The organism is Marinoscillum sp. MHG1-6, assembly GCF_024714475.1.
Taxonomy (GTDB): domain Bacteria; phylum Bacteroidota; class Bacteroidia; order Cytophagales; family Cyclobacteriaceae; genus JAMZMI01.
The window spans coordinates 98,398-113,519 of sequence record NZ_JAMZMI010000006.1 but is presented as its reverse complement, the minus strand read 5'-3'; the positions used below and the strand labels follow the sequence as shown (position 1 = coordinate 113,519).

Annotated in this window: 11 protein-coding genes; 10 read left to right on the top strand and 1 reads right to left on the bottom strand. The window is 43.3% G+C overall.

The annotated features are described in order from the left end of the window. The first annotated feature begins 3 nt into the window (after positions 1 to 3). The 8 genes from NXR94_RS13840 to NXR94_RS13805 all read left to right on the top strand — a co-directional run bounded on the left by NXR94_RS13840 (position 4) and on the right by NXR94_RS13805 (position 10,228). On the top strand, positions 4 to 2,337 hold the full coding sequence (locus NXR94_RS13840; RefSeq protein WP_258105251.1) for a polysaccharide biosynthesis tyrosine autokinase: 2,334 nt from the start codon (positions 4 to 6) through the stop codon (positions 2,335 to 2,337). Between the two features lie 27 nt (positions 2,338 to 2,364). Next, entirely contained in the window at positions 2,365 to 3,072 is a 708-nt protein-coding gene (locus NXR94_RS13835) for a tyrosine-protein phosphatase (protein ID WP_258105250.1), read from the top strand. Positions 3,073 to 3,168: 96 nt separating this feature from the next. Continuing rightward, the gene (locus NXR94_RS13830) at positions 3,169 to 4,572 is read left to right on the top strand and encodes a tetratricopeptide repeat protein (RefSeq protein WP_258105249.1); all 1,404 of its coding nucleotides are present in this window, start codon (positions 3,169 to 3,171) and stop codon (positions 4,570 to 4,572) included. A gap of 63 nt (positions 4,573 to 4,635) precedes the next feature. Continuing rightward, positions 4,636 to 5,397, top strand: a complete 762-nt coding sequence (locus NXR94_RS13825; protein ID WP_258105248.1) for a phosphosulfolactate synthase — start codon at positions 4,636 to 4,638, stop codon at positions 5,395 to 5,397. Beyond that, on the top strand, positions 5,394 to 6,290 hold the full coding sequence (locus tag NXR94_RS13820) for a DUF368 domain-containing protein (RefSeq protein ID WP_258105247.1): 897 nt from the start codon (positions 5,394 to 5,396) through the stop codon (positions 6,288 to 6,290). Before NXR94_RS13825 ends, NXR94_RS13820 begins: the two co-directional genes overlap by 4 nt. A gap of 64 nt (positions 6,291 to 6,354) precedes the next feature. Then, the gene (locus tag NXR94_RS13815; RefSeq protein WP_258105246.1) at positions 6,355 to 7,095 is read left to right on the top strand and encodes a shikimate dehydrogenase; all 741 of its coding nucleotides are present in this window, start codon (positions 6,355 to 6,357) and stop codon (positions 7,093 to 7,095) included. 3 nt (positions 7,096 to 7,098) lie between these two features. Beyond that, on the top strand, positions 7,099 to 9,123 hold the full coding sequence (uvrB, locus tag NXR94_RS13810; protein ID WP_258105245.1) for an excinuclease ABC subunit UvrB: 2,025 nt from the start codon (positions 7,099 to 7,101) through the stop codon (positions 9,121 to 9,123). Between the two features lie 43 nt (positions 9,124 to 9,166). After that, positions 9,167 to 10,228, top strand: a complete 1,062-nt coding sequence (locus tag NXR94_RS13805) for a VOC family protein (protein WP_258105244.1) — start codon at positions 9,167 to 9,169, stop codon at positions 10,226 to 10,228. Between the two features lie 432 nt (positions 10,229 to 10,660). On the opposite strand, the gene NXR94_RS13800 is transcribed toward NXR94_RS13805, so the two are convergent. Then, positions 10,661 to 11,263 (bottom strand): sulfotransferase family protein, encoded by a 603-nt coding sequence (locus tag NXR94_RS13800; protein ID WP_258105243.1) that lies wholly within the window; start codon positions 11,261 to 11,263, stop codon positions 10,661 to 10,663. Positions 11,264 to 11,566: 303 nt separating this feature from the next. Between NXR94_RS13800 and NXR94_RS13795 the strand changes: the two genes are divergently transcribed. Then, positions 11,567 to 14,212 carry a tandem-95 repeat protein gene (locus tag NXR94_RS13795; protein ID WP_258105242.1) on the top strand — a complete coding sequence of 882 codons (2,646 nt, stop codon included), beginning with the start codon at positions 11,567 to 11,569 and terminating at the stop codon, positions 14,210 to 14,212. Further along, a complete protein-coding gene (locus tag NXR94_RS13790) occupies positions 14,209 to 15,093 on the top strand; it encodes a PorP/SprF family type IX secretion system membrane protein (protein ID WP_258105241.1) in 885 nt (294 codons plus the stop codon). The genes NXR94_RS13795 and NXR94_RS13790 overlap by 4 nt, the downstream gene beginning before the upstream one ends. The last annotated feature ends 29 nt before the right edge of the window (positions 15,094 to 15,122 follow it).

Sequence of the window (15,122 nt, the reverse complement as noted above, 5' to 3'; positions counted from 1 at the left end):
TCGGTGAGCCAGTCATTTCAAACCGAAAAATTAGGAAAGAGCCCATCCCAGGTAGAGGAGTTGGATTTGGAGAAATTGTTATTCATTCTTCGGAAAAGCCTCGTCTGGATTGGATTGATCTTCGTGGTGTTGTTGGTGGGTGCCTATCTCATGTTTGTGCGTTGGTCGAAACCATTGTATGAGTCCGAATCGATCCTGAAGCTGGATTTTGAGAGTGAAGCCAATACGCTTGGTTTGGGCTCTGAGATGAGTGGACTGAAGCTCAATGAACTGTCCGGGGAAATAGAATTGTTGAAGTCCAATTTATTCTTTTCTAAGGTGGTGGACGAAGTGGGCATGGATGTGTCCTATTTCTTTTATGGCAACTTCCTGGAAGATGAGCGATATACCAATAGTCCCTTCGTAGTTTCCTACAAGATCAAGAATGAAGGATTCTTTGATAAGCCCATTGATTTAACCATTGAGGATGCCAACAACTTTTTACTTTCCTACACCTACGGGACGGAGGTTTATAGAATTCAACGCCGGTTTGGGGAGCCCATTGAAACCCCGAATTTTAATTTTTTGATTGAAAAAAGCACCTACTTCAAAAACGACGATAGAGGACGCTACTACTTTATGATCAACTCCAGGCAGGGGCTGCTACGCTATTTTCAAAGTCGTGTAGAGGTGCAGCCGGTCAACTTCAATGCTAAAACGATTCGTATTTCTCTTTCGGATCACAATAAATACAAAGCAAGGGACCTGGTTCAGGCCATAGATACATTATATCTCGAATACACCAAAGCAGTAAAAAATCAGGCCATAGAGCAGAAGATCTCCTTTCTTCAGAATCAGATTGAAAGCACTCAGTCCAAGCTGGAGGATTTTGAAAATTACTTTGAAACCTTCACCATTACGAACAAAACCACCAACCTGGAGCGGGACATTGCCAAGACCATCGTACAACTCGATTTGCTGGATTCGCAACGCTTCAGGCTCAAAAATCAACTTTCTGATCTGTCGGTACTCAGTAATCAGATTAATTCGGAAAACACCCGTGTCTTGCCGCAGATTGGAGTGACGTCATGGCCAGAAACCATCAAAAGAAAGCTGGAGGAATATCAGACGCTCAAAATAGAACGTCAGAGAAAGCTGGGGTCTTACAGTGCCAATACATACGTTATTAAGCAGGTGGATCAGCAGATTGAATTGTTGGAGGAGGAGCTCTCCAAAATATTGGCTGATTACAAAGTCGATTTGAAAGATATGCTGGCTGAAGTTAACCGGCGACGTGCCTATTTGGAAGGTAGTTTTGTGGAATTGCCTTCCATGGGGACAGAATTTAACAAAAACAGGAGGCTGTACCAGCTGCAGGAGGAATTTTTACTGGCCCTGCGTAAGTCAAAAATGGAGCTGGAAATCACCAGGGCCGGAACGGTCACTAAATCAGTCATTCTTTCACCGGCTTCCATTCCTTCAGTTCCGATCAAGCCAAAGCCCTTTATGATTTATGGTGTTGCCTTTTCTGCTGCGCTGGCGCTAAGTATTGTGTTTGTTCTGATCAGGTATTTGCTTCATAACAACATTACCAGCTTACGCGAGCTGGAGCGACTGGTCAATGTTCCGATCCTGGGATCGATCCCGGAGTATCAGTCTGAAAAGCTGAAGGTTACGAAGATGATCATTCAGCCCAACTCCAAGTCGGCGATAAGTGAGGCGCTACGGACGATCAGAACCAACATGGAGTTTTTCAACGGGGCCAAAGGAAGTCATATCGTTACGGTTACTTCTACAGTAAGTGGCGAAGGAAAAACGTTCATAGGGGTGAATCTGGCTGCAGTGATTGCATTCTCTAATCAAAAGGTATGTGTGGTCGATCTGGATATGAGGAAGCCAAAGGTCCACCTGGCGTTCGATGATTCCGAGAGTCCTGCGGGTGTGAGCACCTACCTGATCGGTAAGGATAAAATAAAAGACTGCATCAAGAAATCACCTATCGATCATTTAGATTATATTCCGGCTGGTCCAATTCCACCTAACCCATCTGAGCTCATTCTCAATGAGCGGTACAAAGAGATGCTGGATCATTTGTCCAAACAATATGATCTGGTGGTGCTGGATACGCCTCCGGTAGGCCTGGTGACGGATGCGGTATTGTCGATGAAAAACTCAGATATACAGTTTTATGTCCTGCGGTCTGATTATTCCAAAAGAGCTTACCTCAAAACGCTGGAGACGCTTCAGAAGATGAATAACTTCACTAATCTGGGCGTTATTTTTAATTCGGTAAAAAATTCTGGGAGCCATGGTTATGGTTATGGCTACGGCTATTATGAAGATTCTGATAAAAGCTGATTAATTTTGCATGCTATCTTTTTAGCAATGCTTAGAGCGCTTTTTTCACGTAAACCACCAGAACTACTAGTTGACTTCCACTCGCATCTACTGCCGGGGATAGATGATGGTGTTCGCTCCTTTGAAGAATCCATAGAGATTTTACAGCGATTCCAGAGACAGGGTTATAAGAAGGTCATCACGACCCCACATATCAGCGAACAGTTTAGAAATACACCTGAGATCATTGAAAATCTTTGTTCTGATCTTCAAACGCGTGCTGAGCGTGCGGGATTGACCATAAAGGTGGCCTGTGCAGCAGAATACAAGGTAGATCCCACATTTTTGGATAAGCTGAAATCCGAGGAAAGGCTGCTGACTTTTGGAGATAAATACCTGCTTTTTGAAACTTCCTTTCACAGTAAACCCATGTTTTTTGATGAAGCTGTTTTCGAAATGCAATCCAGAGGTTATAAGCCCGTTTTTGCGCATCCTGAAAGATATCATTACCTGGAAGATGACTTGAGTTGGATCAAATCCGTTAGAGAACGTGGGGTTCATTTACAAATGAACCTGATGTCAATGGCGGGTGTTTACGGGAAAGAGGCTGAAAGAAGAGCAAAAACGATGTTGAAGGAGGGTTTGATCAGCTTTGTCGGTTCTGATTTGCACCGGATAAAACAATGGCAAAACATAGAAACTGCACTCAATCAAAAATTGGGTGGATATACATTTTTAAACAAGCAATTAATCTGATTTTTTGATGTGGAAAACTTTCGAACACCAAATAATGATCCCATTGGATTTTAGATTAAATTAATACCACCAGTTAGACACTTTTAAAGGTTTCTTATGCAAGAGGAATACAAACGCAAGGAGGAGAGGGAATTGATAAGAAGATTTGAGGCGCTCCTAAAGAATAAGGAATCCCATTATTTTGATGAGGAGACCTACCTGCAAATAATCACCTACTATCAGAACAGTGAAAAGTATGCCTACGCACTGAAAGCATGTGAACATGCTTTACAGCAATTTGCTTTCTCACTGGATCTTACGTTAGAAAAAGCGGATGTGTTGATCAAATTGGATCGGGCAGAAGAAGCGCTTGAAATTCTGGATGAAGTATTGAATTTCCATCCCAATGATCCTGAGGTGCTAATCCTTAAAGGGAATATCCACTCCATGCAAAGTCAGTTTGAGCAGGCCATAGAATGCTATGAAGCTGCCATTGATTATGTTGAGGATAAGGATGAGATCTATTACAATATTGGGTTGGCCTATCAGGGGCTGAGTAATTATGAAAAGGCCGCTGATAACTACAAAAAGGCCATTGAATCCAATATGCTTAACGAAAGCGCGCTCTATGAACTGGCCTACTGTCTGGATATCACTGGAGAATTGGAAGGAAGCTTATCTTATTACAAGCAATTCATTGATCAGGACCCTTATTCGGAGTATGCATGGTACAACCTGGGGATTGTATACAACAAGCTTGGTCAGTTCGAAAATGCCGTGGATGCTTACGAGTATGCCATTGCCATCGATGACGATTTTAGCAGTGCACATTTCAATGTAGGCAATTCTTATATGAGCCTCCAGCAGTTTGACAAGGCGTTGGAGTCGTATTTGAAGACGCTGGATCTGGAAGGACCAAGTGCGGAGATTTATTGCCATTTGGGTGCAGCCTATGAGAAGTTGAAACTCTACGATAGATCGATCAAATATTACCAGAAAGCTACGAAGCTGGATCAGATGTACCACGAGGCCTGGTATGGACTGGGGGTGTCCCTGGCTCTTCAGGAAAAGTGGTATGAAGCCATCCATTTTTTTAATAAAGCACTGAAAATTGATGTGGAAAATTCAGTGTACTGGAAAGCAGTGGCCGACGCCGAATTTAAAACGGGAAACATTACATCAGCGCTTGAGGCTTTTGCCGAAGCTTCTGAAATGAATCCTGATGATGAGGAGGTATGGCTGGACTGGTCTTATGTGTATTATGAGCAGGGAAATTTCGAAAAGGCACAGGATATTGTAGAAGACGGACTGAATGAATGTCCGGACTGTGCTGCGCTCTACTACAGAAGTGTTGTCTACCTCATCGAATTAGGTATGTATAAACAGGCAATAAACCGATTAGAGACAGGTTTAATGCTAGACTTTGACGGACACCTTTCATTATTCGAATTTTTCCCGAAATTGCAGACCCAAAAGGCGCTTTACAAGATTGTTGAGCAATACCGAAAAAACAACTTGTAGAAGTCGCCATTATCAACATTATTTATAATTTTTGGGGGTTTATACAAATCCGGCATAGAACTTATGAATTATCACTTAACGAATATCCCGAGCCGTACTAGCAAACCTAGGACGAATGGTTTCACCATGGTAATGGACAAGGGGTTGAGCCTGCGAGAAGTTGAAGACATGATAGACTCTTGCGGAGAATACATTGATATTGTGAAGTTGGGATGGGCCACTTCGTTTGTTACATCAAAGCTTAAGGAGAAATTGGCGCTTTTTAAAGAGGCTGGTATTCCGGTTTATTTCGGAGGCACCCTTTTTGAAGCTTTCGTGGTGAGAGGCCAATTTGATGAATATCGCAAAGTATTGGATAAGTATGGTCTTGAGCATGCTGAAGTTTCTGATGGTTCAGTAGAAATGAACCACGATGATAAATGCAACTACATCAGCACCCTTGCTGAACAAGTGACTGTTCTTAGTGAAGTGGGTTCTAAAGATGCCGCGAAGATCATTCCGCCTTACAAGTGGATCGAGCAAATGCAAACCGAACTTGATGCCGGAGCCTGGAAGGTAATAGGTGAGGCAAGAGAAAGTGGAAATGTCGGACTTTTTCGTGATTCAGGTGAGGTTAGACAAGGTTTGGTTGAGGAGATCTTGACTAAAATACCTGAAGAAAAAATTCTTTGGGAAGCACCACAGAAGGAGCAGCAGGTTTGGTTCATCAAATTGATTGGCACGAACGTAAACCTTGGAAATATTGCTCCAAATGAAGTAATTCCTCTTGAAACCATTAGACTTGGACTAAGAGGAGATACCTTCGACTATTTCTTAGACAAATGAAGCAATACATCGGACATGCCCTCAAAGGTTTAGCCATGGGGGCGGCCAATGTAATTCCTGGCGTATCCGGTGGAACCATCGCCTTTATTACAGGAATCTATGAGCGGTTGATCAATTCGGTTAAGTCCTTCGATCTTTCTGTAATCAAATTGCTGTTATCGGGTCAGTGGAAAGCATTTGTTGAGAAGACAGATTTTTACTTCCTGTTCTCAATATTGCTTGGGGTAGCAATCAGCATTGTTAGCCTTGCGAAAGTATTAGAACTGGCTTTTGTCAATTATGAAACGCTGACCCTGGCCTTTTTCTTTGGGTTGATCATTGCTTCAATTCTTGGTGTAGGAAAACAGATTGGTGTATTCAATGTGATCAATATTATTTTTCTGTTGATTGGAACTGCCATTGCTGTTGCAATAGCTTTTCTTCCTCCCGCAGAGCCTGATAGTTCATTCTTGTACCTCATTGTGTGTGGGGCAGTTGCCATTTCCAGCATGATTTTGCCGGGATTGTCAGGTTCATATGTACTGTTGCTAATGGGTAACTATGTCCTGGTGATGCAGGGGATCAGTAGTTTTAATTTTGCTATTCTGGTACCTATTGCGATTGGCTGTATCGTTGGGTTGGTGTTATTTGCCAGACTCCTTTCCTACCTGTTTAAAAATTTTCAGGACGCTACCGTGAGTTTACTCACAGGGTTCGTGGCGGGTTCTCTCGTGATTATCTGGCCATGGAAGATCACTCAGTACATGGCGCTGGAGAGTGGTAAAGAAAAAGCGACAGGATATGATTGGTATTTCCCGGAAATGGATAATAACTTTTTGATCGCGCTGGGGCTGATGGTTATCGGGTTCCTTTTGGTATGGGGGATAGAGAAATCAGCCGGTACGAATAACTAAGCACGCAGGCGACTTATAAGAGTCGCTTTTTTTATTTTTACGCCCCTTTTAATCATACTGCTTCATGAGAAAATTTGGCCTGATAGGGTTTCCGCTCACACACTCGTTTTCAAAAAAATATTTTACTGCCAAGTTTGAACAGCTAGGGTTAGCTGATCATTTCTATGACCTTTTTGAAATGGAATCTGTTGACGAGTTTGTCAAACTTTGGGAGGACCCCGAGCTGGTTGGCGTGAATGTCACCGTGCCACATAAACAAAATGTGATGCCATTTTTGGACGGATTGGATGCCAGTGCAGAAAGGGTAGGGGCTGTTAACGTCATCAAAAGACAACAGGAGGGCCTCATTGGTTACAATAGCGATTATGTAGGCTTTAAGCGGTCTCTGGAGAAATTCATTGGAGAAAACCACCCTGTAAAAAACGCAATTATCCTTGGGACAGGTGGTGCCTCGAAAGCCGTGGAGGTAGCTTTGGCTGACCTGCATATTGAGTACCAACTGGTGTCACGGCGAGCGACAGCAAACACCATTTCTTATGATCAGTTAAATGAATGTAAAGAAAAGATGCAGGAAGTACAGTTGATTGTAAACACTACTCCGCTGGGTACGTATCCTAAGGTTGATACTTGCCCGGATCTGCCTTATTCTGAGCTTTCGGATAAGCACTATTTATATGATTTGGTTTATAACCCGTCAGAGACACTCTTTCTCCAAAAAGGAAAAGCAAAGGGTGCTCAAATAATGAATGGTGCAGAAATGCTTGAGAGGCAGGCAGAGCGCTCCTGGGAAATATGGAATCAATAAACAATGGACTTTAAGCTTACCTCAGAATACACACCTACGGGAGATCAACCGAAAGCCATTGAGCAGCTATCTGAAGGAATAGAAAGTGGCGAGGCAGCACAGGTGTTGCTCGGGGTAACCGGGTCAGGTAAAACCTTTACGATGGCCAATGTGATCGCTCAGACCAATCGGCCAACACTGATTTTATGTCATAACAAAACCCTGGCAGCCCAGCTTTACGGTGAGTTCAAGAGTTTTTTTCCGGAGAACGCCGTGGAGTATTTTATCTCGTATTACGACTACTACCAGCCGGAAGCCTTTCTTCCTACCACCGGCCTTTATATAGAAAAAGATCTATCCATTAACGAGGAAATTGAGAAACTCCGCCTGAGTGCGACTTCGGCATTGCTTTCCGGGCGCAGAGATGTGATCGTAGTAGCATCGGTGTCGTGTATTTATGGTATTGGAAATCCGGAAGAGTTCGGAAAAAACGTACTTCGTTTTCAGGAAGGCGAGGAAATTCCCCGAAACCAGTTTTTGTTTTCTCTGGTCGACATCCTTTATAGTCGTACAGAAACGGACTTTAAGCGAGGAACCTTTCGGGTAAAAGGCGATACGGTGGATATCTTTTTGGCCTATGCCGACTTTGCTTATCGCTTTATTTTCTGGGGGGATGAGATTGAGGCCATCCACAGGGTTGATCCGGTTTCGGGAGAGAAGTTGGGGGACGAACGAATGGTGACCATCTTCCCTGCGAACTTATTTGTGACAGGGAAAGACCAGTTGCAGGTTGCGATCAAAGAGATCCAGAATGACATGGTGGCGCAGGTTCAGTTTTTTGAGGATGAACGTAGATTTCTTGAGGCCAAGCGATTAAAAGAACGCACAGAGTTTGATCTGGAGATGATCCGTGAGATAGGCTACTGTTCGGGTGTCGAGAACTATTCAAGGTATTTTGATCGACGAGAACCGGGAGCACGTCCGTTCTGTTTGCTGGATTATTTCCCGGATGATTTTCTATTAATGATTGATGAGAGTCACGTAACTGTACCACAGGTCAGAGCCATGTGGGGAGGTGACAGGAGTCGAAAGGTCAACCTGGTGGATTATGGATTTCGATTACCTTCAGCGCTGGATAACCGTCCATTGACCTTCAACGAATTCGAAGAGATGATCAATCAGGTGCTTTTTGTAAGTGCTACACCGTCAGAGTATGAACTTAGAAAGTCTGAAGGGGTGGTCGTAGAGCAGCTGATCCGACCGACGGGTCTGTTGGATCCGATCATTGATGTACGTCCGAGCGTGAATCAGATTGATGACCTGATGGAGGAAATACAGCTGCGTGTAGAACGAGAGGAGAGGGTGCTTGTAACGACATTGACCAAGCGAATGGCTGAGGAGCTAACCAAATACCTGATGAATGCGAGCGTGAGGACCAGGTATATCCACTCTGAAGTGGACACGCTGGATCGTGTAGAGATTCTGAGGGAATTGCGCCTGGGGGTGTTTGATGTGCTAGTAGGAGTTAATCTACTGAGAGAGGGACTTGACCTTCCGGAAGTTTCGCTCGTAGCCATATTGGATGCTGATAAAGAGGGGTTTTTGCGTAATGAGCGCTCCCTTGTTCAGACCATTGGTCGTGCGGCAAGAAATGCCAATGGTCGCGTCGTTATGTATGCAGATAAGATTACCGATTCTATGCGGAAGGCCATTGACGAGACGAATCGAAGACGCAGCATTCAGCAGGCTTATAATGAAGAGCATGGGATCGTTCCGACCACCATTATCAAAAACAGGGAAGCGGTACTCGGGCAAACAAGTGTTGCAGATAAGAAAAAAGGCGGGAAGAAGTATTATACCGGCGAGGAGGAAGCAAGTATTGCGGCCGATCCGGTGGTCGCTTATATGGCCAAAGACCAATTGCAGAAGTTGGAAGCCGAGACCAAAAGAAAAATGGAGAAGGCAGCCAAAGACCTGGATTTTATGGAAGCAGCTCGATTAAGGGACGAAATGCTCGAGATCCAGAAATTGCTCAAAGAGAGATCGTGAAATCCGATTATTTTTGAGCCTCGAAAATGACAATCAATAGCACATGTACAAACGCATAAACGGAATTCAGCACATTGGTGTAGGAGTAGCGGACTCAGAAGAGTCTCAGAAATGGTATCGTAAATTCTTAGGGATGGACATTCCCATTTTTGATGGAGTAGCACCAGCACCGTTGATGGATGTTTACACCCACAACAAGACGATCACTAAACGTGCGACGATGATCCTCAACCTGCAGGGTGGTTGCGCCATGGAGGTGGTGAATCCGACTTCGTTTGTTCCTAAAAGGCCGAACTTCGAAACTCAGCTTGGAGATATAGGCATTTATATCAACCAGATTAAGGCACGAGATGTAGCCGAGACCTACCAGTATTTCAAGGAAAATGGTGCTAAGCTACTTTCTGACGTTGTGGAATTGCCGGAAGGCGGGTTGACCTTTTACTGCGAGGATCCTAATGGATTGATTTTTCAAATACTTCCAGGTCAAAACTTCTATACCAAAGGCAAACATATTACCGGTGGTCCTAATGGCTGCGTGATTGGTGTATCTAATATTGATAAGTCATTGGAGCTCTATGCCGACATACTGGGCTATGACAAAGTAGTATATGACAAGACCGGTGTTTTTATGGATTTTGAAAGCTTGCCGGGTGGTGAAAAACAATTCAGACGAATTCGATTGACACAATCAAACCCTCCGGGTGGTGGTTTTGCCAAGGTTTCCGCAGATACTTACATTGAATTGGTCCAGGCGATTGATTACTCACCTAAGAAAATCTGGAAAGGTCGTATCTGGGGAGATGTGGGATTTGTGCATGTTGGTTTGGATGTGCGTGGCATGAAAGATCTCGGCGAAGACTTAGATGCCAAAGGTTTCGGTTTTACCTGCGACACCAAAGACACCCTGGACATGGGAGGTACGACGAGGGTCCATTGTACCTATATCGATGATCCTGATGGCATCCTAATCGAAATGATCGAGGTATATAAAATTCCGATTCTGGAAAAACTGGGAATCTTCCTGAATGTTGAGAAACGTGACCCATTAAAGCCTCTGCCGGACTTCATGCTCAAAGCTCTCAGGTTTAGCCGGGTAAAGGATTGAAGGAATTGAAGGATGTAGCAGCCTTGTTGAGATAAGGCTGTTTACTCGTTGATTAAATCTGTTTAATGCTTTAGCTGTTCAGAATACAGATTGGGTGGTGAAGTTGAAGTATTAATATCACGAGTTGCTAGTGAACCCTGGGGACTAGACTCAAAACCATCTTATGGAGTAGGGTCCATCTTTTTTGTACGCGAATCTAGGGTGCGGCTGGGTGTCCACGAAAAGCGTGGCACTTTTGAGGTTAGTGTGGTGAGCTGGGGAAAAAGGGTTTTTCGTGGTGCCCTTTTCTTGCTTCGTTCTTTTGGGCAGGCAAACAGAATGAAGTATGTCTTCTGAATCTTGGTGATTTCCAATGTGTTTTAGTAGCAATTGTGTTCATGGATCTGTACAAGGATTAAACACTTATAAGTAATAAACATATTGGTTACCCAATCACCGAGTCAAAAGCCACCTCAATTTGTATTTAATAAACTCTTGGAAACTCGCGCTTCTTCTATCTCTTATATGAATTGGAGTGACCTTTTTTAATGGGACATTAAGAAAGTCACAGATAGCCTTCACCTCAAAGCCATTATCAATATTGATTTCGAGCAGGTCCTCTGGTCTGTCCTTAAAATATGATCTCGCCTTATCATGATACTCATCGAAGGCCCGACTTAATTTTTTTTGATCATAGTTCTTGGTGCCATAGAGCTCCCTATGATATTGATCGACGGACCTGGGCCAATTCCAAATCACCTTTCCGTGACGAAACAACCACTTCATTGAATCGAGCCATGCATCTTTATTACGAGTGGTAAGAATGAATTTACTGTGCGGATATCGTTGGTCGCATGATTTGAAGAGTAGCGGTATCGGTGTGTCACTGATGGCATCATTGTGATCCACCAATGTCCAATCCTTTCCTTCAATTAGTGGCTCAATGTAATGAACGCTTCTCAAATCCAATTCCTGAAGTAGTTCATGCAGGGAGGTGGTTCCGGTTCTCGATAGTCCGATGCAAAAAACTTTGTTGTATTTAATAGTGGCATGCAATTCTGTAATGTTTGAATCAAATATACCTAACTACTTAAATGACATGACAATAGATCTGTTATTTGCTCCAGTTAAATTGCACTTAGTGAGTTTGACTTACTTCAAGATTTTTCGTCGAAATAATTATCCCTTTCAAAGAAATAATCTTGCATTCCCGGCACAACACAAGTAAATTTCATTAGGCGGACAAACCTATTAAAACTGCTAATTGGGAAAATTATTGCATGATTTTTAGCATTGTTAGAACAATTCTTATTTTTGTTTACTTGTTTATCCCGCTGAATATCATAATTTTAAGCTGTTATGCTTGACTCACTGCTTTACCGTCTAGTTAGTTACTGCTTCCTGCTCACCTTTATTACAGGAACAGCTTTTGCACAATTGGAGCCATCCCTTGCTGGTAACTCTGCTCAACTTACATATACTGAGAATCAAGGCGCACTGACGGTTGATGCTAGTTTAACAGTTTTTACCAATGTATCATCCAAGCAAGTATTAGAAGGATACGTTCAGATCTCAGGGAATTATGATTTGGATGAGGATTCGTTAATTATATCATTAGGTTCGACGCCAATTGCTGCAGTTTGGGATGAGCCATTAGGAAGGTATCGATTAGGAGGCTTTGCAACGGGGGGGTCTACTAATGATAAAGCTTTAGATTACCAGGCTCTTTTCCGTTCAATTCAATATATAAATAAGAGCGACACTCCAAATGTGGTTGTGAGAACAGTTTCATTTCAGGTCACCGATGCCAATGGTACCAGTAATACTTTTACCAGAAATATTGGTATAAATCCTGTTAATGATGCTCCCTGGTACTATAATTCAAATTCCAGTATTCCGGCGGATACCCTGGTTTATACAGCAGAGGAGGATAAGCTAAAAAACATTTTTCCGAACGCCTATGACCTGGAGGGAGATGGATATACGGTAGCGGTTTCAAGCACTGCAGAGACCGAAGGAACGGTGGTGGTCAATGGGGCTAACCCGAAGAGTGTGGATTTTCTTTCGGCTCCGGACTTTGTAGGGACTGATTATTTCGAGCTGAGTATCTGTGATGAGAATGATGGGTTGTTGTGTACTAATACGGTTTTCAAAGTAAATGTCACGCAAGTAAATGATCCTCCAAGAATCCTCAACTTTGGCGCTCGAGTAGATAGTATCTATTATGGAGCGGACCCTGACTCACTGATTGATATATGCATTGAGACCCTGGATTTAGAAGGGGATAATAGTGCGATTCAAACTATTACCACTACCACAGGAGATCCTTATCAATATGGAACGGTTTCGCAAACGGGGGATTTATGCTTTGATTATGATGCAAATCCTGATGCGCTGGGCTCTGAGTTTTTAAAGGTGATCATTTGTGATGATAATCCTATTGCTCCACGATGTGATTCTGTGGTGATCCAGGTTCAAATTCCAACAGTGAATACAGCCCCCGCTTTTGCTACTGCGGGAAAGGATACGGTGATCATTGGGGGATTGGTAAATGAGGTGCTGGAAGTAGCCATTCAGGTTACTGATCGGGAGCGGGACGATATTATTCTCACAAGAGATACAGTGCTCATGGGTAACCTTGATTCACTTTCAGCAAGTATTGTGGGAGACAGCTTGAAATTCACTTATCATCCCAACCCGGATGATTCAGCCACACAGGCTGTATTGCGATTTAATATCTGCGACGACAGACCCGTATCCCTCTGTAGCGAACTTACCGTAATTGTACCCATCAATTACTTACCGGTACTGGTAAATGACGCCGGAGGTATTGTCAACAATATTTATCTACCATTGTTGAAGAACACCCAGATTGATAGCTGTGTGAGTATGGTGGACTTTAACAGTAATTCTGTATTTGAAAGTTCTATTACCTCCACGGCACAGGGCACTTTGATTTCATCGGTTGATAATACCAATGATCGAATTTGTATGAATTACACTCCCGACACTGATTTTATCGGACTCGATACAGTGACGCTGACCATATGTGATAACGGTGATCCGGAGGGTTGTACGGATATTGAAATTGTCTGCGAGGTATTTGAAACGAATACCGCTCCGGTATTGACCGACGCGGACCTAATGACTTATACGGCCACTTTCGAGGTGAACGAAAATGATACGATCAGTATGTGTCTGCCTTTTGTGGATGTAGAAGGGGATTCTGTATATCTGGAATCCTTTGATAGCCTTTCCGGGCCGGGCAATTTCACTTTTGAGCTTTCAGGTACGAACATTTGTATGAATTACCTGCCGGACCTTAACCAATATGGCACAGCAGAAACAATGGTCACGATCTGTGATGATAATGATTATCCGATTTGTCAGACTTATGTAGTGGCGCTTAATCTTAATCCGGTAAACTATACCCCTATTTTGGGTGTGGATGAGATTGAAATTTTTAATGCTGATGAGTTTACCATGGATTTGTTGGATAATGATGCCGACCCTGAGGATGAAGGATTATTCATAGTTCAGGACCAGACACCTGCCACGGTATTGGGGGATATAGTGATTGAAAATGACAGTGTTATTCGATACATCCCCAACCCTGATGAGTATAAAGGAACGGATGAAATTATCATTATTATTTGTGATAAGGGGATTCCCGAGGTTTGTGTGGAATCAATCCTGAAGGTGAAATTTACCTTGCCCATTCCTCCATTGAAGGCTTATGAAGCGTTTTCTCCTAATGGAGATGGGATCAACGATGTGTGGTGGATTGACGGTATTACTGAGTTCCCGAACAACACTGTATATGTGACGGATCAATATTATAACGTCATCTATGAGGCAAAGGGATACGACAACCATGGGATTATCTGGACTGGAACTTCATTGAAGAAATCCGGTAATGGGCCAGCTGATGATGGCACCTATTATTATGTAGTGGATACAGGTACAGGGAAAAGATTAACCGGCTTTGTAGTCTTGAAAAGATGAGAAAGATACTGACCTATATATTGCTGTTTACAGCTGTTCAGGTTTTTGGGCAGGGAGGAAGTACGAGTTATCAGTATATGTTTAACCCCCTTCCGATCAATCCGGCATTCACCGGCTTCTTTGATGCCCCTAGTATCAGTTCCCAGTTCAGGTTTCAGAATCTAACGATTGAAGGGGCACCGGCGAATCAGAACATTGGGATGCACGCGCCAATTATGAAAGATCAGGCAGGTGTGGGGGCGTATATCTGGAATGAGACCTTTGGAGCAACCCGCAACTCAGGCGTATATGCAGCCTATTCGTACAAAATACAGACACGTACCTTAAAGCTCTCAGCAGGCTTACAGGGAGGAGTTTCCATGGGCGAGGTAGATTACGCATCTCTGAACACCCGTGCCCCAGACGATCCTGTCTTTAATGAGACTAATCGTATTCTTAACCCGAATTTCGGAGTAGGCTTCCTGGCTTATAATGACAAGTTCTACTTTGGAGCCTCAATGCCCCAGATTTTGATTGATGAAGAGTTGGGCAATGACTATCGAGAGTTGATTGGGGTGATTGGTTACGGATTTGAATTAAACCCTAATCTGGTGCTTAAGCCAAATATGCTTGCACGGGTAGGGGAAGTTGAGATAAAGGAAATGATTTTTAATGCTACCCTGACCTTTAAAGAGGTGCTCGGGGTGGGTGCGTCTTATAGCCTCCGTAACGTGGCAGCATTATTGGTACAGTTGAATGTCACGGATCAGTTACGACTGGGTTATTCAGCAGAAGGCCTTGTGGGAGACGTGAGCTTTCATGGGGTAGGATCGCACGAGATTGCGTTACACTACCTGTTTAAGAAGTCAAGGAAAAATAGTTTTTCACCAAGATATTACTAGTGAAGAAGTCTTTTGTCATACTAGCTTGT

Bases quoted from the DNA above. Each gene is read 5' to 3' on its own strand.
- NXR94_RS13805 (WP_258105244.1), top strand. From the start codon at position 9,167: ATGTACAAACGCATAAACGGAATTCAGCACATTGGTGTAGGAGTAGCG.
- NXR94_RS13795 (WP_258105242.1), top strand. From the start codon at position 11,567: ATGCTTGACTCACTGCTTTACCGTCTAGTTAGTTACTGCTTCCTGCTC.
- NXR94_RS13825 (WP_258105248.1), top strand. From the start codon at position 4,636: ATGAATTATCACTTAACGAATATCCCGAGCCGTACTAGCAAACCTAGG.
- NXR94_RS13835 (WP_258105250.1), top strand. From the start codon at position 2,365: ATGCTTAGAGCGCTTTTTTCACGTAAACCACCAGAACTACTAGTTGAC.
- NXR94_RS13815 (WP_258105246.1), top strand. From the start codon at position 6,355: ATGAGAAAATTTGGCCTGATAGGGTTTCCGCTCACACACTCGTTTTCA.
- NXR94_RS13830 (WP_258105249.1), top strand. From the start codon at position 3,169: ATGCAAGAGGAATACAAACGCAAGGAGGAGAGGGAATTGATAAGAAGA.
- NXR94_RS13820 (WP_258105247.1), top strand. From the start codon at position 5,394: ATGAAGCAATACATCGGACATGCCCTCAAAGGTTTAGCCATGGGGGCG.
- uvrB (WP_258105245.1), top strand. From the start codon at position 7,099: ATGGACTTTAAGCTTACCTCAGAATACACACCTACGGGAGATCAACCG.
- NXR94_RS13790 (WP_258105241.1), top strand. From the start codon at position 14,209: ATGAGAAAGATACTGACCTATATATTGCTGTTTACAGCTGTTCAGGTT.